The following is a 19,700-nucleotide window of genomic DNA, read 5'->3' on the forward strand; positions in this document are numbered from 1 at the left end:
CGCGCATGACGATCAGCGGTACGCCGACCAAAACCTACTGCAACTGTCTGGCCCAGGACCGAGGTCTCGACCCGGTCGGGCACGGCGGTCACTTTGACGACTGCCTCGTGCTCGAAGCGCCGCTGCCGTGGAAGAACGACATGTATCAGACGGCGGGCACGCTGCCCCAAGCGCTGATCGATCTGCTGGCGCTCTGGCTGCAAGACTATCACGCGGGCAAAGGCTATCCGCATTTGCCGCTGCTGATCGCCCCGGACAAAAGCTATTCGCGCGACGGCTATCGGCGCGTCATGCTCTTCACGCGACCGTCCGGCGCGTTCGCCCGTTTCGACAAGGTCGAATATCTCGTCCCGCTAGACGAGGTCAATGCGCTGGTGTGGGCGCTGTATCAGGATCGCGACGCGTTGTCCCGATTCGAGGGATTCCGCGTGCCCAACGCCGACGACATCCGCGATCTTCTCGTGTGCACACACGGCACAGTCGACGCGGCGTGCTCCAAGTTCGGCTACCCGCTTTACCGGCACTTACGGGCGGACTATGCGACGGAGACGCTGCGTGTGTGGCGCGTCAGCCACTTTGGCGGGCACGTCTTCGCGCCTACGCTCATGGATATGCCGACCGGGCATTACTGGGCGTATGTGGGACGGGAGCAAGCCGCGCCCATCATCCGCCGCGAGGGTGAAGTCGCGGCGCTGCGCGGGCATTATCGCGGCTGGGCAGGCGTGAGCGCGGGCTTTCAGCAAGCCGCCGAGTGTGCGCTGTGGCAGCGGCACGGCTGGCGTTGGCTGGATCTGCCGCGCTACGCGGTCAGCACCCATGAGAGCGAACACGCGGCGGTCGTGCGCATCACGCACGTCGATGGCGCTGAACAGCATACAGAAGTGCGCATCGAGGTCAGCGAATCAATCAGCACACCGCATTCCACCAATGACGCCAGCACCTATCCTTATCCGCAGTACCGCGTGGTGTGATCCGCCTCAGAGTTCGTCTTTCATTTCTTCGAGGATAAACCGCACCAGCGCCAGCGCCAGAATCCAGTATTCCGGGTGGGCGGAGCGGCCTTCGCGCAAACGAGCGGCACACGTGCGCAGCACCTGCTGGCGCAGCGGCGACCCGCGGTCGGCGATCAGTTCCAGCAGCGGCGCAAGCTGCATCACCGCCTCGTCAAACGAATCCCGGGCGAACTCATGCGCGCAGCGGTCAAAGGCGGCTTTTTGCTCGTCCGTCAGCCAATCGCCCAACCGCCGTTTGATCGCCGTGATTTCGCGCCCCGCCGTCGTGCTGCGGTCGCGGCGCGCGTTGCGCACCAAGCGGATGAACGGGCCTTCTTCCCCGGTGATGCGCACCAGCGCTAGCGCCAATTCGAGGCGTGCGCCGTCATTCGTCGTCTGATCCAGCACCCGTAAGATGGTGTCGACCGCCTCAGCCATGCGCAGATGCCCGAGCGCCGACGAATAGCTGATGAGCAGACCTTTATCCGTCTCCGCCTGCAGGCGTTCCAGCAGCAGCGGCGCGACCGTGTGGTCCTGCAGCGTGCCCAGCGCCCGCGCGCTGTGCGCCACAATCGAGCGGTACGACGAATCGAGGCCAGCGCGCAGCGCGGGAAGCGCGCTGTCGTCACCCATCCGCCCTAACGCCCACGCGGCGATCACGCTCAGCGAGACTTCAGTGCCGTCCAGGATGTCGGTCAAGGCGTGAATCAGGCGCGGATCGGGACTGGTACGCGCGATGGAGATAATCGCTTCAAAGCGCACATTGAACCGAGGGTCTTTCAGGGCGTCGAGCAGTTCCTCGACGGTCAAAGCGCTGTGCGTCTGCCCCATGCGCTCGGTCGTCAGCACCGTCGAGCGTTCGTCCACCTGCCGGTTGTAGCGAATCAGGCTCTCAAACGCGGCCAGCGGGTTGCCATGCGTGAACATTGCCGCGAACTCGCTCAGGCGCACCTCGCCTTCCACCTGCAAACGCCGGATGAGCAGGAACAGCGACCCCGCGGTGAGCAGCATACTGCCGATGAACAGCGGCGTGAACGGATCGACGGGCAGCCCACCGACCTGCGCGTCGATCCCATGCGTGAAGTCGAGCGCCGCCCCGCCGAGAATCGAGCTCAGACCGCCGACGATGCCCATCAGACTGTAGTACACCGACAGGGACTGGCTGTTCTTCTCTTTCGGCACGACGTTCACGTACAGCATGCGCGACGAGCCGATGCCCCACGTCACGTCGGAGATGCCCCAGAGGAACGCCAGAAACAGCGCAATCGGCAAACTCAACGCCGAGTCGCGCGGCATGAGCACCCACCCGAGCGGCAGCACCATGCGCATGATCGCCCCGGTCAGCATGACGGGTTTGCTGCCATAGCGATCCGCCGCCCACCCGACCAGATAGATCGCCGAGAAGCCCCCGGCGATGCCGCCCATTTGCAGCCACACGACTTCGCTGTCCGTCAGGCCGATGTAGTCGCGCATGAACAGGGGCAAAAACCCGAGCGGCGCGCTCGCCAGCGTCACCAGAAACAAGCCGATCACGAACGTGGAAAAATGCTTGTCGCGGATGACCTGCATCCAGTTACGCACGGAGACGGGCGGCGCTTCGGTCGGCGCGCCGCCGGGGAGCCGGGATGCGCTCCAGACACACAGCAGGCCAGCGATGATGCCGACGCCAAAGAGCAAGGTAAAGCGTTCCAACCCGCCGGGCAAGCCGAGGACAAACCCGCTCCCGATGATCGCCACTGTGCCCGTCACGCGCGCCGCCATGTCGACGACCGCGTTATGCCGACCGCGCACACTGTCGGGCATGAATTCCTGCGCCCACGGGTACGATCCGGTTTCGGCAATGGCGCGGCACAGCGAGAACCCGGCGACCACAAACATGACCAACGCTACCGCATAGGGCATGCCGAACTGCGTCAGCACCCACGGCACGAGCAGCAGCAGCGCCGTGACCGCCTTGCGCAGCCCCCAGAACGTCAGAAAGGTGCGCTTGTAACCAAAGCGCGCTACGCGCGGCGCGATGAAGATCGCCACGATGCCGAAAAACGGAATCATCGACAGCAGCACGCCAATCTGCGTGAATTCGATGCCGAGCTGATCGAGGAACAGCACGAAGGCCGAACCGAAGAAGGTCAGTTGGGCGAAAATGCTGTTGAAAGCGTTCTGCACCACGTTCCAGTGCAGCAAACGCAGTTTTTCAGCCGTCGTTAGCTCGGGCGGGACAAACGCTTTGCCGCCGCCGGGCTTTACTCCACGCGTCAGAGTGGTCACAAGAGCTCACAGGGGTATGCGGTCGAGTCAGCCTACCATTATTACCCCACATCTAACGCCGGGGCAAGCTTTTCACCGTGAGTAGTCCGCGCACCTGCCCGAATTTCGCGCTACACTTGCGGCAGATGGGCTGAGTGCTCCAGTCAAAAAAGGCTTACGTTGATGAAAACTATTGCGCCACGTTACAAACTCTTCCTCGTCGGAGTATTTATTGCCTTCATGCTGCTGCATCAGGCTGACAAGCTGATCATCGGGCAGGTGCTCGAAGACATTCAGCGCGACTTCAGCCTCGACGACGCACAAGCGGGCGCCATCGGCACCGGCGCGCTGATCGTCGGCGCGGTCTGTTACCTGCTGTGGGGCTACCTGTATGATCGCTATGCCCGCCCGAAAATGCTCGCGCTGGCCTCGTTCATCTGGGGCATCACCACCTCACTGAGCGCCATCGCCACGACCTTTCCGGCGTTTCTGGCAGCGCGCAGTTCCACGGGCATCGACGATTCCAGCTATCCGGGCATTTACAGTCTCGTCGCTGATTATTTCCCGCCTGAGTCGCGCGGTCGCGTCAACGGTTGGCTGCAGTTTACCGCCCCGGTCGGTTTTGTGCTCAGCCTCGTGCTCGTGCTGGCGCTCGACGGTGTGATTGGTTGGCGCAACATCTTCCTGTTCACCGGAGGCCTCGGCATCGTCGTCGGCTTGTTCATCTTGTTCGGCGTCAAAGACCGTCCGCGCGGCAGCGCCGAACCCGAAATGAGCGCTATCAGCGACATTCCAACCTATCAATTCCAATGGGGCTCGCTTACGGCGCTGCGCAAGCGCAAAACGCTGTTCCCACTCTTGGCACAGGGCTTTTTCGGCGTCTTTCCGCTGCAGGTGATCACCTTCTGGTTCTTCTCGTATCTGGAACGCGAACGCGGTTTCGAGAGCGGCGTGATCTTCCCGATCATGGCCGCCTCCGTGCTGATGATGTCCATTGGCGCGGTGGTCGCCGGGTCGCTCGGCGACCGCTTCTCTCAGCGAACGCGGCGTGGACGCTTGCTCGTCGCGGCAGTCGGCATCGGGTTGGCGACCGTGCTGCTCCCGATCACGCTGCTGCTGCCCCCCGACACCAGCCCGCTCGTGTTCGGTGCGTTCCTCGCGGTGACGGCCTTCTTCGTGCTGTTCTCCGGCCCCAACGTGATCGCGACCATTCACGAGGTCGCGCCACCCGAAGTGCGCAGTTCCGCGCTCTCCGTGCAGTACTTTATCGAAAACATCGGGGCGGCGGGCGCGCCGTGGCTGGTCGGGCTGATCTCCACGCAGTTGGGGCTGAGCCGGGCGATTCTGATCGTCGCGGGCGTCACCTATGTGCTGTGTCTGCTGTGTATGCTGCTGGCGACGCGCACCGTCGCCGAGGATGTCGAGGCGCTGCGCGGGGAGATGCGCGTGCGTACCGCCGAGATTCTGGCAGCGCGCCCACAGTGAGCGCAGCGAGAGCGTGCTCTGCGCATTGCAGAGCACGCTCTCAGAGTAGGCCTGACGAGCTCAGGGGCGCCCGCCGCCGCGAGCACCGCGACCGCCACCCAGGCCCATCCCGCCCGCGCTGCCTACCGTCGTGATCATGCTGCTCACGGTGACGTTGGTATAGAGTGTGCCGCCCGTGTACGACCCACCGCTGTACACGCCATCGGTCGCCGTGCCATCGGATGAGCCACCGAGGTACACGTCATAAGTGCCCTGCGTGAGTTCCGGCGACGAGAACGTGATCGACTGGTAGGCTTTGCTCGGGGCAAACGTTAGCACATCCGTCCCGTCGCTGCTCTGAAGGTGCACGAGCGTGCCCGCCGCCTGCGTCGCGGTGAAGTTGAGCAGCAGCGAGGGCTGCGTCGACGTATCATTCAGTGTTTGCACCATGCCCGCGCTGCCCGCCGCGACCAGCCACCCGCCGGTCATCGTGAAACCCGCGTCAAAGTCGAGCGCGCCGTTCATCTGTTCCGTCGGCCCATTGACCACCACCACGCCGCCCGTCATCGTGATCGCGCCGTTCACGTCGATGCCGTCGCCCACCGCGTTGACCGCCAGATACCCGCCATTGATATACAGGTACGTGCCCGCCGACGCCGCGCTCATGCCAAAACCGCCACCGTCGCCGCTGGACGCATTGACGCCGTCATCGCTGGCGTTCAGGGTCACGCTCCCGCCGTTCAACGTGATCACGGCGCTTTCAAGGCCTTCATACGCGTTGGTGATGGTGATCGCGCCGCCATTGACCGTCAGCGCGGCATCGGCATGCACGCCATCGTCCGCCGAAGCCATCGTCAGCGTCCCGCCGTTGACCGTCACGCTCCCATTCGAATGCAGGGCGTCATCCGCCGCGCTGATCGTGAACGTGCCACCGTCGATCTGCACGCTCAGGTCGGACTTGATGCCCTTCGCGGACTCGGTATCGGCAATCGAGGCCATGCTGCCCCCGCCAGACACGAGCGCAAACTGCCCGTCGCTGATCTGCACGCTGGTGTAGGCGCTGATGGCATCACCGCCCGCCGTGATATTGAACACGCCGTTGGTGATCGCGATATAGCCCGCGCCCGCGTCTTCTTCGTTATCCGACTTCAAGCCGTCGCCGCCCGCGTTGATGGTCAGCGCAGCGGTATCGATCACGAGGTAATCTTTGCCGCGCACGCCATCGTCAACCGCATTGACGATGATTGTGCCGCTGGCGATCATCAGGCCGTCTTTGCTGGCGATGCCATCGTTGTAGTTGGCGTTGACCGTGAGCGAACCATTCCCGTAAATCGTGAGATCCGCCTTGCTGAACACCGCCGCGTTCGGCTCATCTTCCTCAGCCGAAGCGAATACATAATTCGGGCTGTCCGTGATCACGTTGGTCGTGCTATCCGCGAGCACAATCATCACGTCGTCCGCGTTGGCGGCGTAGATCGGCGCGCTGCTCGAATTGCTGATGGTTACGCCGTTGAGAATCAGGCGCACGAAACCGTCATCTTGCGTATCCACGACGATCTGCCCATCGGCGAGGCTGCCGCTGAAGCTGTAGTTGCCGGCGGCGGTGATCGTCACCGTGCTGCCGTTCGCCGTCGCGCCCGTGCCATCCACCGTGATCGCGCCATCGCTCAGCGCGATTTGCGTCACCGCGTTGCTGTCCCACACATAATCTTCGGGGTCGGCGTGGGTTTCCACCAGCACGACCGGTTCCTGCGCGCTGACGGCACTGCCTGCGGGCAGCGTCAGCGCCAAAACGCCGAGCAGCAGGGACAGCAGCAGCGCCCCACCGATCAGCCGAAGAGTTCTTTGTTTGTTGCGCATGTGTCGTTCCTTTGCTGAACCGCGTCATCGCGCGGTTGTTGGTTTACCAATCTGCGCTCAACGGTATCGACCGCATATTTAGAACTTGTTCAGATTGATTTAACAGCACCCCAAATCGGTGAGGGCGAGACAGCCTACACGAGTGGGCAGAAGGACGGGGAACAATCAGCGACCAACCGAAGCACGTTGTCCGGGTGGCAAACAACAGGCGCATCCGAAGAAGGTGACCACACCAATCTGCGCTTCATAATCATGATCGTGTGTTTGTCAGACCTGTGCGCCATCAGTTTCCCTCAACCGGCCCTGTTGTTTTACAGAAGATTAAGTGAACCTACACAACTTCTGCACAAGTCTTCACTAAAGTTTAAACATCAAGCGGACTGGAACAGTCTGGTCCCGGTACAGTAGGCGAGTCACACCATGATTTCAGCATTTCCGCGGCTGACGCCCAACAAAACCAAAATCCTGCGCATGACGGGTCGTATTGAGCCCGTGATCGCGCAGTTTGCGCCGATTAGTTTGGCGGAGATGGACAGCGTGGCTCTGCTTGACCGTATGGAAACGAAGTACCTGCTCGGGGTCAGCCAGTTGAGCGCCGCGCTGCAGCGCCTCACCCGAAGTTATCGCGTGCTCGAAATCAATGGCGTGCGCCTGAATCGCTATCAGACGGTGTACTTCGATACGCCGGACTTCACGCTCTACCAGCAGCATCACAACGGCTTCGGCACCCGCTACAAAGTGCGCGCCCGCCAATACGTCGATTCGGCACTGGCCTTCTTCGAAGTCAAGCATAAAACCAACCGCGAACGCACGCTGAAATCGCGCCTCCCGATCCCCGAGATCGTGACCGACATCCCGACGCAGTTGGACGACTTTGTCAGCGCCTACACGCCCTACCACGCGGCAATGCTCGAACCCAAGTTGTGGAACGACTACATGCGGCTCACGCTGGTCAGTATTCAGCATCAGGAACGCCTCACACTCGACCTCAACGTCGGCTTTCACTGGGGTGCTGCCGCACACGCGCTGCCCGGCCTCGCCATTGCCGAAGTGAAGCAGGATCACTGCTCGCAGAATTCCGCTTTCATCCACGAAATGAAGCGGCTCGGCGTGCAGCCCGCGGGCTTCAGCAAGTACACCGCCGGGGTGTACTCGCTCTACGACGGCGTGAAGCTCAACAACTTTAAGCCGCAGATTCGGCACGTATCCAAGATCATGCAGGAAGAACTGAACCATGAATTCGTCCATTGAACTCCTGATGGGGTTTGGTCTGAACCTCATCATCGTCATCATCATTGTCCGCTTCATCTACTACCCGCGCCAACGCGACAAGAACTATGTGTTCACGTTCTTCGCCTTCAACACCGTGATCTTCTTCGTGATCGGGCTGCTGACCGATTCGAATATCAGCATTGGCGTGGGCTTTGGCCTGTTCGGCATCTTCTCGATTCTGCGCTATCGCACCGACCCCATGCCGATCCGCGAGATGACCTACCTCTTCACGTTGATCGCGCTGCCCGTGCTCAATTCGCTGCTGCTCAAGAGCGCGGCCTACGGCGAGTTCGCCGTGGTCAATCTGGCAACCGTTGCGCTGCTGCTCGTGCTGGAACGCGGATGGGGCTTCCGCTATGAAGTGCGCAAGACCATCATTTATGAGCGAATCGACCTCGTGCGCCCGGAAAACTGGCCGCAGCTTTTGGATGACCTGCGCGAACGTACCGGCCTCCCCATCAAGCGGGTGGAAGTGGGGCGCCTCAACTACCTGCGCGATACCGCCCAAATCAGCATTTACTACGATGTCGACGCGATGCACCCCGCCTCGGTGAGTTTCGCCGTCGACCCGGCGACCGTTGCCGAAGACGACTAGCAGTTTTTCAGCCGTTTGAGAAGAGGAGTCCCAATCCGATGAGGAAACGTTCGTTCGCCCTATTGCTCTCCCTGATCGCCCTGACCTCCGTCCTCGGCGTGACCATCGTCGGCGCGCAGGCGGATCGTCCTGCTGGTTGGGATGACTATTCGCACAGCAATGACACCGATCCCGACTATGCGGTCGTCTTTCCGGAGGAAGCGGTCAACACCATCTCGATCACAATCTCCCCGGAGAACTGGGCGGCCATGCAAGCCGACATGACCACCCTGTATGGCGAGTTTGGCGTGCGCGGTGCAGGCGGCGGGCCGGGCGGCATGCGCCCACCGGGCAATGGTCCGGGCGGGCAGCCACCCGCAGGCGGTGGTCAACCCGGCGGCATCAACTTCGACGACATGTTCCCCGACGAGAACCCGATCTGGGTGGACGTCGATCTCACGTTCAACGGGCAACCGTGGACGAATGTTGGTATGCGCTTCAAAGGTAATTCCAGCCTCAGCGGCACGTGGGGTGCAGGCAGCTTGAAGTTGCCCTTCCGCCTCGACTTTGACAAGTTCGAAGACACTTACCCGGAGATCGACAATCAGCGCTTCTTCGGCTTCGACGGCCTGAGTTTTTCGAGCAATTTCCGCGACACCTCGTATCTGCATGAGCGGGTCGCCGCGGACATCTTCCGCGAGGCGGGCGTCCCGTCCGCGCGCACCGCGTTCTATGCCGTCTATCTGGATTACGGCACGGGCTCGCAGTATCTGGGACTGTATACGGCTGTCGAAATGGTCGATGATACCGTGATCGAGACGCAGTTCGCCGACGACAGCGGCAACCTGTATAAGCCGGAAGGCGCCGCCGCGACCTTCGCGCTCGGCACCTTCGACGAGGCCGACCTCGACAAAGAGACCAACGAAGACGCCGCCGATTACAGTGACGTGTTGGCGCTGTATACCGCACTCCACGCGGAGTCACGCCTCAGCGACCCCGCCGCGTGGCGCGCTGAACTTGAAACCGTCTTCGATGCGGACGGTTTTATGCGCTGGTTAGCTGTGAACACCGTGATCCAGAATTGGGATACCTACGGCACGATGTCGCACAACTTCTTCCTGTATAACGACCCAACGACCGGGCAGCTCACGTGGATTCCGTGGGACAACAACGAAGCGCTCGCGGGTGGCGGCGGTTTTGGCGGTGGCGGGTTCGGCAACCGCGGGGGCGGGAACAACGGCGCGCTGGATTTGGACAGCTACACCGATCAATGGCCGCTCATCCGCTTCCTCATGGACGACCCGGTCTACCAGGCGCTGTATGTGGATTACGTCGAAGAAGTGGCGAACGGCGCATTTGAGCCGACCCAGATGGCCGAACGCTATCAGGCGCTGCATGACCTGATCGCGCCCTATGTGCTCGGCAGCGGCGACCAACCGCAAGATTCGCAGTTGGACTCGGCGGAGGCGTTCGAGAGTTCGCTCAACACACTCATCGAGCACGCGACTTCACGCTCCGCCGCCGCAATGGAATACGTGAACAGTCAAGCGGGTAGCTGATTGATACATTGTCGGGACGCGCAGAAACGCGTCCCGACAGCTCCGTTTGGGCGTCCTACGCCACCGTGAAGCGATAGATCGTCGTCGTGTGGTACTGTTCACCGGGGCGCAGCACCGTCGATGGGAAGTGCGGCTGATTGGGCGAATCAGGGAAATGCTGTGTCTCCAGCGCGAAGGCATCGCTCTGGCGATACAACCGCCCACCCGACCCGACGAGCGTACCATCGAGGAAGTTCCCCGCGTAGAATTGAATGCCCGGTTCGGTCGTCCACACTTCGAGCACGCGCCCGGACGCCGGATCGCTGATCCGGGCGGCAATCATCATCGTCGTGTCGGTCAAATCAGCGCGGTTGAGCACCCAATTGTGATCATAGCCGTGCCCCGCGACAATCTGTTCATGACCTGAACGCTGCCCCGGCGCAATTGGCTTGGGCAGGCGGAAGTCGAACGGCGTGCCCGCGACGGGCGCGAGTTCCCCCGTCGGGATCAACGTTGCATCGACAGGCGTGTAGCGGTCAGCATTGAGCCACAGACTGTGTTCGTAGATATCGCGTGTACCTTCGCCGCACAGGTTGAAGTAGGCGTGATTGGTCAGGTTGACGACGGTCGGTGCATCGGTCGTCGCCGAGTACTCCATGCGCAGATCGTTGCCATCGGTCAGGGTGTAGACGACGGTCGTGTCGAGCGTGCCGGGGTAGCCTTCGTCTCCGTCCGGGCTGACGTAGCGCAGCGCCAAGCCAACTTCCCCGTCTCCCTGCCGCGTTTCCGCCTGCCAGACCTGATTGTCAAAGCCCTTGACGCCGCCGTGCAGCGCATTCACGCCGTCATTCACCGCCAGTTGATAGACTTGACCATCCAGCGTGAAGCGTGCCTGAGCGAGGCGGTTGGCATAGCGCCCCGTGATGCAGCCGAAATACGGACTGCGCGTTTCATAGTCGGCGACATTGGCAAACCCTAGCGCGATATTCGCGAACTGGCCTTCGCGATCCGGCACCCGTACCGATGTGAGCGTGCCACCATACGTGATGATGCGCACTTCGACGCCATTGGCATTCGTCAGAATATATTCTTCGACGGCGACACCCGCCGCGGTCGTCCCAAATGGGCGAACATTAATCGTTCCAGACATAAATCCAAGTGCTCCTGTAGCGGTCGGCAAATCAAGGCGACAGTATAGCACTCGCGCCCGGATTCGCAGAGGAACGCCGTGCCTGTGGGGGCGCGGGTCACGGCCGTTGACCTAATTCAGCGCCGCCGTGGAGAACCGACTCGCCTTGTGGCGTGTGGCGATCAACTGGCCGTCGTGGAGTTCGTGCACGACATCAGCCTCCTCCATCGTCTGCGGATCATGTGTGACGACCACCACGGTGATCTCCGCTTCGACCACCAGGCGCCGCAGCAAATCGAGAATCCGCCGTCCCGTCGCGCTGTCGAGCTGCCCCGTCGGCTCGTCCGCGAGGATGACCTGCGGGCGCACCGTCAGCGCGCGGGCAATGGCGACGCGCTGCTGTTCGCCCCCGCTGAGTTCATACGGACGATGCTGCGCCCGGTCGAGCAGCCCCACCCACGACAGCGCCTCGGTCACGCGTCCATCGCGCTCTTTAGCCGCCATCTGGCGCATACGCAGCGGCACGCCGATATTCTCGGCGGCGGTGAGCAGCGGCAGCAGTCCAAACGATTGAAAGACGAACCCGATCTTCTGCTGGCGCAGGCGCAAACGCTGCGCTTCGTTCATCGGATGCAGTGCCTCGCCATCAAACAGAACTTCACCGCTCGTCGGCTGATCCAGCCCGGAAATCAGGTTGAGGAAGGTCGTTTTGCCGGAACCGGAACGCCCGACAATCGCGGTCATGGCGCCGGAGAAGATATCGAGCGTGATGCCGTTGACGGCCCGCACTTCGGCGCTGCCTGTGTGATAAACGCGCGTCAAATCGCGAACTTGGATGATCGGTGCGCGCACAGCTACTTCCCCTTCTCGACGTTGTACACGGCGACATGATCCTGATTGAGATGCAGGCGCACGCGGTCTTTCATCTCCAGTGAGTCGATGTAGGCCTGCGGGAGCTGCACGCGTCCGGCTTTGTCGAGGATGGCGAACTCGTCTTCGGAGAGCATCACCCCGCTGGCGTCGCGTTTACGCAGAATCTCGGTACTGGCGCGCCCGTCGCGCATACCAATGACCCGATCCACGCGGGTCGCCACATTGTAATCGTGCGTGACCACGATGATCGTGACGCCGTATTCGCGATTGAGCGCGCGCAGGGTGTCGAAAATCGCATTCGACGAAGCGGTATCGACCTCGCCCGTCGGCTCGTCGGCGAGCAGCAGACCGGGGCGATTCGCCATCGCAACGGCAATCGCGACGCGCTGCTGTTCCCCGCCGCTCAAGCGATCCGGTCGGTGATCATAGCGGTGGTCCAGGCCGACCTGATCGAGCAGTTGGCGCGCCCGGGCGCGGCGTTCCCGCCCCTTCACGTTGTTCAACGCCATCGGCAGTTCGACGTTTTCCTGCGCGGTGAGATACGGTAGGAGATTGCGCGCAGTCTGCTGCCACACAAAGCCGACGTTTTGCCGTCGGTAGAGCACTTGATCGCGCCGGGACATGTCGAGCAGGTTGTGCTCGCCGACGCGCACGCGCCCCGCCGACGGCGTATCCAGCCCGCCGAGGATGTTCATCAGCGTTGACTTGCCCGAGCCGGACGGGCCGACGAGCGCCATCATTTCCCCGGCTTCCACCAGCAGATCGACACCTTGCAGGGCGACAACTTCAAGATCTGCCACCTTATAGATTTTGACCAGATTGTCACATTCGATGAACATGCGCTTACTCCTCACGCAGAACTTGATTGATGCTCATACGCTGCAAGTAAGCAGCCGTCATGCCAAGCAGCAGAGCAAAGGCGACCACCAGCGCGATCAGCAGATAGGTGATCTCCAACAGCGGGAACTGCAGCGTTTCGCCGCCGAGCAGGGCGAGAAACGGCAGCAGCAGATAGGCCAGCAAACCGCCGAGCAGCACGCCAATGACCAACGCCGGGGTGATCAGCGCCGCCTGTTCGACCGTGAGCAAGCGCCAGAGCTTATTCGAGTTCCAGCCGAGCGCGCGCAGCACCGCAAAGGACGTTGCGCGGCGGCGGGCGGTCATCGCCAAGTAGAAGCCAAAATCCAGCAAACCCAAGCCCAATGAGACCCAGAACCCCGTGAACAGCATCCCGGTGATGGCGTTGGGCAGCGGCTCGCGGCGCAGCGCATTATAGCGATCATTGGCGTACAGCACGGGGTGTCCCTGCACGGCTTCGAGGAAGGCGGCGCTCGGCGCGCGCGTCGGGAATGTCACCCACGCTTCATTGAGCGCATAGAAACTATCCGGTGTGGCGATCCGGTTGAGGAGGAGCTGCAAGTGATCGCTCCGTGCGATGAAATAGCGCTGATCCGGTTGAAGCGTCGGAAACGAAGCGACCACCCCCACCACCTGATAACGAAACTCCAGTTCGCCTTGCGCCAGTCGCAGCGTCGCCGTACCGGTATCGCCAACGTCGAGCGCGCGGCGGCGTTCGCTGCGCCGTCCCACGTGATCCGCATACGCCTGTGACACTATGATCGGCAGCGCGGGGTCACCCCCGGGCGCGCGCTGCACTTCCAGCAGTGGCTCAAAGACCTGCGCGCCGCGCTGGGCCAACACGTAATCGACGCGCAGACTGTAGTCCCCGCCTGCGGCCTGCGCGCTCGTCGCCGTGACGAAGAAACCCTGCCGTCCCTGATTCGTCGCCGTCCACTCCGGCACTGCGAGACGCTCAAAATCTTCCAGCACCGTCGCCGTGCCCGCCGCATCGGTCACCGTCACCGTGTCGATATACACGGTGTGCTGGAAATTCGTCTCGTTGGCGATCTGCGACTGGAAGCGCAGCCCAACCAACCGCCACGGCGCATAGGTCTGATCAGCGGGCAGTTCCGCCGTGTAATTGACAAACTCCCCGGTGCGCGCCTCATCGGCGGTGGTGAGCGGAATCGACAGCTGCACCCCGATGCGGTTTTCCACGACGAGCGCCAACCGCGTGTTGATCCCGGCCAACGGCGCGGCATAAACCTGCATGCTGAGTGTGCGCGCCTCGGCGGACAGCGCCAACCCGGACAGCGGGAAGGCGGCCTGCTCGCCGAGCGGCGCAGTGATCGGCGCGGTGGCTGGTTCATAAATGGCGAGTGCCGCCGGGTCGACGCCGAGCACGGTGGTGCGCGGCTCCCCTTCCATCTCGACAGTTGTGTACTTCATCAGTGCGACACCGGACGTGACCTCCGGGAGCGCCAGCGTATCCATGTCCATCGCCTGGATCTGCGCGTAGCCGCCGGTATCACGCCGCGCGCTTTCCCATGCGCCGACATCATGCGTGGCGCTGAGCGCCAGCGACGCCGTACCGAGAGCCAACGTCCCGATCAACAGCAGAACCATCTGCGCGTAATGATTCGGGTCGCGCTCAATCGACCAGAAGGCCAGCGGAAACAACAGGCCTGTGAGCCGCCGCGCCAGCGCGCTGAGCACATGCATGAGGATGGGAAAGATGCGCAGCCACAGCAGCGCCGCCCCCGTGAGAATCAGAGCCGTCCCCGCCAGGTTGAACGGATCGCCGAGCAGCGCCGTGTCGCCGCTGGCGGCAATGAGGCGGATGAATGCGCCGGGGTCTTGCACGAGGCCGCTCAAACCGCGGCTGGCGTCGCCGCCCACTAGAAAATACAGGCGGACGAGGAACGCGAAGCCAATGATCAGCAGCAGCCAGTCGAGGAAGTAGCGCGCCCATGTCGGTCGGGTCGGCGGGCGGCTGATCGAGCCTTTCAGCGCGAGAATCCCCTTGCGCGCGGCGGGGATGGCCGGGAGCGTCAGGGCAACCAGCATGAGCAGCGCGGCGATCAGGCTGAGCCAGATACTCGTCGGCGGAATGCCTTCCACACGGCTGGGCGCGCCTTCGAGAATCGCCGCCAGCGGCCCGACACGCTCCAAGAGTGCGAGAATCGCCCGTGCCAATGGCAGCGCAGCGATCACCGCCACCAATCCGAGGAGGGCGAGCGTCCCCAACTGCAGCTGCACCAACTGGCGAATGCTGCCGCCGCGGCTGGTGATCGCCGCCCATTCCACCTGCTGCCCTTCGAGGATGAGCGCCGTCGTGGTCATCAACTGGTAGACCATGAGCAGCAGCACCGCCCCCGAGAGCAATATCACGGGACGTTCGGCGGCGGCGATCTTCAACTGAAAGTCGGCGATCAGGCCGAACAACCCGCCACTCAGCGTGACTTCCGGGTAAAGCTGGCGAAAGCGGGCTTCGGTACGATTCAGGCTGGCGGCCAACGCTTCCAGCGATCCGGCGCGCAGCGCCTGCGGTTCGATCTCAATCACCCAGTCGTAGACGCTGCCCGAGCGCACAACGGGTGCGATGGTGCGGTCATATTCCCCTTCCGGGATGATCACGCCGAAGTCGAAGCGCTGCAAATCGGGCGTCACATCGGTGATCTGCCCGACGGTGACGAACGTCAACGCGTCCCAGAACGGGTTTTCCGCATCGACCGGATCGACCAACCCGACAATCTGGACAGTGATCGTCGGCGTTTGCGTCCCGTTGAGGACAAAGCTATCGCCCACGGCGTAACGCGCGCGGTTCGACACCGTGGGCGTGATCACCGCTTCGACCACGGTAGCATCCTCGGTCGCTTGCGGCCAGCGGCCAGTCGTCAGCGAGAAGCGTGTCTCCAATTTCGAGAAGCCAATTGGCAGGTACGCGCGGAACTCGTTGCCAGTACACACGCGCCCCGGCGGATCGCAAAACACGCCGCCGGAATACGTCACCTGCTCTACACTGCGCGCTAAGCCGCCCAATTCCTCGTTCAAAATGGGCTGATAAGCGAGATCGGTGCGTTCGGCGTTGCGCAGCGTCAGGTTGAACGTGCCCGGGTACGCGTGTTCGACGGTGTAACGCAGCGCCGCTTCTGCCACACTGCGAATATAGAATGGACTGAGCGCGAAGAAGGCGGTGACCAGCGTCATGGCGAGGAGAAGAATAGCGAACACCCGCCCATCGCGGCGCATCCGGCGTAAAATCATCGACCACGACATTTATTCGTCTCCATAGCGCAGGGTCTGCGCGAGTGACAACCGCCGGATGAGGAGCACACTGGCCAGCAGCACCAGCGCCAGCACCAGCAGCAGAATCAGCCCATACTGGATCAACGCGCTCACCTCGACCTGCACGAGGAACGGGGGCGTGATCGCCGCGCCCGTCGTGCTCGTCGCCATCGTCGGCAGCACCTGATTGCTCAGCAGCAAACCGAGCACCGCGCCCAAGCCAATCGCGGTGAGGAAGACGAATGCCTGTTCCAGCGCGATACTCGCGACCAGCCGCATGGACGGCAAACCGAGCGCCCGCAGCACGGCGAATTCACCGCGCCGCCCCTGCGCGGTCAGCGCGATATAGGTCAGCAAACTGACTACACTCAGCAGCAGCGCGACGGCGAAGGCGATGAACAGCAGGCCGATCAACCCAAGCGCCAGCGAATCCGTTTGGAGTTGATCGAGCGCGCCATCCAGCGTTAGCGCGTTTTGCACAAGGCGTTGATCCGCCGGGATCACCCCAGGCAGCGCGGCGGCAAACGCGGCGGACGACCCGCCCGGCTGCAGCCGCAGCCATGCTTCCTGAGCGTAGCTGGCCGCGCCGGGACGCCGATTCAACGTATAGAGCAGCGCGTCCCGGTTGACGACGGCGAAGGGCGCCTCATCCGCATACAGCGACGGAAAATAGTCAGCGAAACCAACAACCTCAAAGCGCACCGCCTGCCGCTCGACGTACAGATCGACCACCGCGCCGACGAGCAAACTATTCTCCTCGGCATACTGGCGGCTGAACACGGCGGGGATGGTTTCGATTGGCGGCGCGTTGAGGATGAGGCCAAAGCTCGTGCGATCCGTCGTCTGAAACCACGCGATCTCGCGTCCAGTGTCGCGTTCAAATGAGGTGCTGGTCGTCGCATGCGCCCCTTGATCCCAATCGGTGATCACTTGCCAACCTTCATCCCGCAGCCCGGTGAACGGAGTCGCCGTCCCGGCCTCATCTTTCAGCGTGAGATCAGCCAGTGTGAGCCGCCATGTCGGGCTGCCGTTGACGAGCGCATTGTTCGCGAAGCGCGCGAACTGCTCGTAGGTGCGCACATACAGCATGTCAAGGCGCGCCGCGCCGGGCGTCGGCACTGCGCCTTCGAGGTAGAGCCAGCCCGTGGAGCGCGCCATCAGTTCGTTGACCCGGGCGACCTCGGCGTCGAATTCGAGCGCCGTCGTGCCCACGCTCGCGCGCGGAACGAACAACGACATATCGGTCACGTCTTCCAGCCCTTCGGCGAAGCGCGGTCGCAGCGGCACATTGACAAAGCCGCCCTGCGCATCGCTGAGGCGGACGAAGTAGTCCGTGTAATTGGTGGCCGCGGTCAGGTTGGGGGTGTAGGTATTCGTGGAAACACCGTCCTCGAACGTTTCGTCGATGTGATCCAGCTTGACCCATAGGCCGATAGTGCGCGGTTCAACGGGAAGTTCGCTCCCCGTCACGGGCACGTCCACCGCGGGTGGCAGCACCAGTTCGCCGAGATCCGTGCGCCAGAAAGCCGTTTGCCGGAAAGTTTCCGGATCGATGCCCAGCAGCGTCCCATCGGTGATCGCCCGATTGTTGAGCGAGAAGTTGACATCGGCGACGCGGTACACGTTCGAGGCGGCGGCCACTTCTGGCAGTAGCAGATAGGTCGGCTCGGGCTGCGCACGGTTCGCCCCGCGGATCAGATCGCGTTCGGTCAGGCGCACATCCGTGCCGATCCGGTAGGCCGACTGGTCAAGCTGACTGCGGCGCAGCGTCGCCTGAAAACTCGTCGCAAACCAGCCGATCCCGACGGCCAGCGCCAGCAAAAACGTAATCCGCCCGTAGTGCGCGGGTTCACGGCTGACCTGCCACGTCGCCAACACCCCGGTCAAGCCGCGCCGCGCGGAGAAAAAGCGCGCCGCCACCTCTGCCAGCGCCGGGAACAACCGCAGCGAAATGCTGCCCAAGGCGATGAACAGCAGCGCAGGCGCGATCAGCAGCAGAGGGTCGGCCTGCACGTCGCCGATGATGGTCTGCGCGAACGGGCTGTCCGTGCTGAGCAAGCGCAGCAGCGCCGCACTGCCAACCACCAGCAGCACCACGTCGAGATAGTAGCGCTGCCACCACGACGCCTTGTCGCCGCGCATGGCCGTGCCGCCCGCGAGGATTAACGGCATACGCAGCACCGGGCGCAGCGTCGCGACCAGCACCACGAGGGCCAGCACCGACGCCCCTGCCGCATACAGAAACGCTGTCAGGTTGAGTTCCAGCGGCAGGCTGTCGACATTCGAGAACAGCGGCGCGAACGTGATCAACAGTTGGCGCGCGAGGATCGGCGCGATCAGCGTGGCTAACGCGCAGATTACCAGCGCTTCAACGCCGCGCAGCAGCACAATCTGACGGTCGAACGCGCCGCGGCTTTGCAGTAGCGCGACTTCGCGCCGTTCCCCGCGGCGCACGAGCGCCACAATCACGACGAGGAAGAACAAGACCAGCGCGCCGATTTGCAGCAGCAGCACGCCGAACGGCGCAGCCAAGTGCGCGACTTCGATGTTATAGCCCGTGAGCACAGCGGGCAGTTCGGTCGCGCTGACGAGCGTCAGGCCGCGCGCTTCCATCAACGCCCGCAGGTTAGCGTCGAAAGCGGTCACCTGCGCCGCGGCCTCGGGAAGCGCGGCATACGGCAAGCGTGTATGATCGAACAGGATGCGCCACCCCAACTGTGTGCGCGTATCCGGGATGAAGTCTTGCCCAATGCGAAGAAAACTCCCGCGGTCCGTGAGCAGAGTCGCCGCCGGGCTCGCCCCACCGTCAATGCGCAGTGGTGACGGAGACATCCAGTAAGGGGAAGTTGAATCGCTCGGCGCGACAATCGCGCTGATACGCACGCGGGCGAGCTGGACTCGTTTCCCAACCGCGCTGATCCAGCGTCAGCACATCACCAACCGCCAGCCCAACCTGCGCCGCCAGTTCGACCGAAATCGCCGCTTCGAGATCGACATCCGTCACCTCGGCAGGCAGCGCGCCTTCGACCAGCGTGACGTGATCGGTCCAGTCCGCAAAATAACCGACGCGCAGCTTGAGGTTGTCGATGTCGACGCCCTCCCGTACCGGGATCATGGTCGACGTTTCCCCCCATTCAACCAGTTGATCCACCCAACCGGGCCATGAAACGAAGGTATCGGCGGCAAGCTGGCGCACTTCGGTGCCAAACTCCGTCCAGAACGCAGCGATCTCGGGCGTTTCCGCGCCCGCCACTGTGAACCGCGTGAAGAGATTCACGCGTGCCTGCGGCTGATCGTGCAGACGATCCACGAGGCCGATCTGCGCGACCGTCGCCGTGTACAGCGGCGCATTCGCCCCGATGATCGCCGCCAGCAGCACACCCACGATGACGGTCAGCAGGGAACGCCACCCGGCCATGAGGCGGAGCAGTGCTAAACGCCCCATCCAACCGATTGGCAGCCTATGAATGAACAACATTGTCCCCCTGACCCATGCGCACCAGAATAATAGAAAGTTTATATGACCACTTCTACCGCGCGCAAAAGTTCAATTTTGTGGCGGATTCAGCGAATTGGGTAGGCACAATCCCCGGTTTTTGGGTCGTGCCCGTCAAACTACGGTA

Annotated in this window: 13 protein-coding genes; 5 read left to right on the plus strand and 8 right to left on the minus strand. The window is 62.6% G+C overall.

The genetic code is table 11. The features are described 5' to 3' along the window. Positions 1 to 5: 5 nt before the first annotated feature. A complete protein-coding gene (locus IPK17_RS29275; RefSeq protein ID WP_343421239.1) occupies positions 6 to 971 on the plus strand; it encodes a ferredoxin family protein in 966 nt (321 codons plus the stop codon). Between the two features lie 6 nt (positions 972 to 977). Here the strand turns inward: IPK17_RS29275 and IPK17_RS29280 are convergent, their stop codons facing one another. Then, entirely contained in the window at positions 978 to 3,260 is a 2,283-nt protein-coding gene (locus IPK17_RS29280) for an MFS transporter (protein WP_343421240.1), read from the minus strand. Positions 3,261 to 3,422: 162 nt separating this feature from the next. On the opposite strand from IPK17_RS29280, the gene IPK17_RS29285 reads away from it, so the two are divergent. Further along, positions 3,423 to 4,724: a spinster family MFS transporter gene (locus IPK17_RS29285; RefSeq protein ID WP_343421241.1), complete on the plus strand. Its 1,302-nt coding sequence runs from the start codon at positions 3,423 to 3,425 to the stop codon at positions 4,722 to 4,724. Between the two features lie 60 nt (positions 4,725 to 4,784). Here IPK17_RS29285 and IPK17_RS29290 read toward each other — a convergent pair whose 3' ends face one another. Next, a complete protein-coding gene (locus tag IPK17_RS29290) occupies positions 4,785 to 6,563 on the minus strand; it encodes a carbohydrate-binding domain-containing protein (RefSeq protein ID WP_343421242.1) in 1,779 nt (592 codons plus the stop codon). A 420-nt stretch (positions 6,564 to 6,983) separates the two neighbouring features. Here IPK17_RS29290 and IPK17_RS29295 point away from each other — a divergent pair, with 420 nt between their 5' ends. The 3 genes from IPK17_RS29295 to IPK17_RS29305 are packed head-to-tail and all read left to right on the plus strand — an operon-like array spanning position 6,984 to position 9,968. Continuing rightward, positions 6,984 to 7,814 carry a polyphosphate polymerase domain-containing protein gene (locus IPK17_RS29295; protein WP_343421243.1) on the plus strand — a complete coding sequence of 277 codons (831 nt, stop codon included), beginning with the start codon at positions 6,984 to 6,986 and terminating at the stop codon, positions 7,812 to 7,814. After that, the gene (locus IPK17_RS29300) at positions 7,798 to 8,430 is read left to right on the plus strand and encodes a DUF4956 domain-containing protein (protein WP_343421244.1); all 633 of its coding nucleotides are present in this window, start codon (positions 7,798 to 7,800) and stop codon (positions 8,428 to 8,430) included. Before IPK17_RS29295 ends, IPK17_RS29300 begins: the two co-directional genes overlap by 17 nt. A 38-nt stretch (positions 8,431 to 8,468) precedes the next feature. Beyond that, complete coding sequence (locus IPK17_RS29305) at positions 8,469 to 9,968, plus strand: CotH kinase family protein (protein ID WP_343421245.1); 1,500 nt, start codon at positions 8,469 to 8,471, stop codon at positions 9,966 to 9,968. 55 nt (positions 9,969 to 10,023) lie between these two features. Here the strand turns inward: IPK17_RS29305 and IPK17_RS29310 are convergent, their stop codons facing one another. The 6 genes from IPK17_RS29310 to IPK17_RS29335 form a co-directional block, all read right to left on the minus strand. After that, complete coding sequence (locus tag IPK17_RS29310) at positions 10,024 to 11,097, minus strand: aldose epimerase family protein (RefSeq protein ID WP_343421246.1); 1,074 nt, start codon at positions 11,095 to 11,097, stop codon at positions 10,024 to 10,026. A 111-nt stretch (positions 11,098 to 11,208) separates the two neighbouring features. Beyond that, on the minus strand, positions 11,209 to 11,928 hold the full coding sequence (locus tag IPK17_RS29315) for an ABC transporter ATP-binding protein (protein WP_343421247.1): 720 nt from the start codon (positions 11,926 to 11,928) through the stop codon (positions 11,209 to 11,211). Positions 11,929 to 11,930: 2 nt separating this feature from the next. Continuing rightward, positions 11,931 to 12,788 carry an ABC transporter ATP-binding protein gene (locus IPK17_RS29320; RefSeq protein WP_343421248.1) on the minus strand — a complete coding sequence of 286 codons (858 nt, stop codon included), beginning with the start codon at positions 12,786 to 12,788 and terminating at the stop codon, positions 11,931 to 11,933. Positions 12,789 to 12,792: 4 nt separating this feature from the next. Further along, on the minus strand, positions 12,793 to 16,068 hold the full coding sequence (locus IPK17_RS29325; RefSeq protein ID WP_343421249.1) for an FtsX-like permease family protein: 3,276 nt from the start codon (positions 16,066 to 16,068) through the stop codon (positions 12,793 to 12,795). After that, on the minus strand, positions 16,069 to 18,960 hold the full coding sequence (locus IPK17_RS29330) for an FtsX-like permease family protein (RefSeq protein ID WP_343421250.1): 2,892 nt from the start codon (positions 18,958 to 18,960) through the stop codon (positions 16,069 to 16,071). Next, positions 18,884 to 19,555, minus strand: coding sequence for a hypothetical protein (locus IPK17_RS29335; protein ID WP_343421251.1), 672 nt, complete (start codon positions 19,553 to 19,555; stop codon positions 18,884 to 18,886). Before IPK17_RS29335 ends, IPK17_RS29330 begins: the two co-directional genes overlap by 77 nt. Between the last annotated feature and the right edge of the window lie 145 nt (positions 19,556 to 19,700).

This window comes from Candidatus Flexifilum breve (assembly GCF_016713355.1).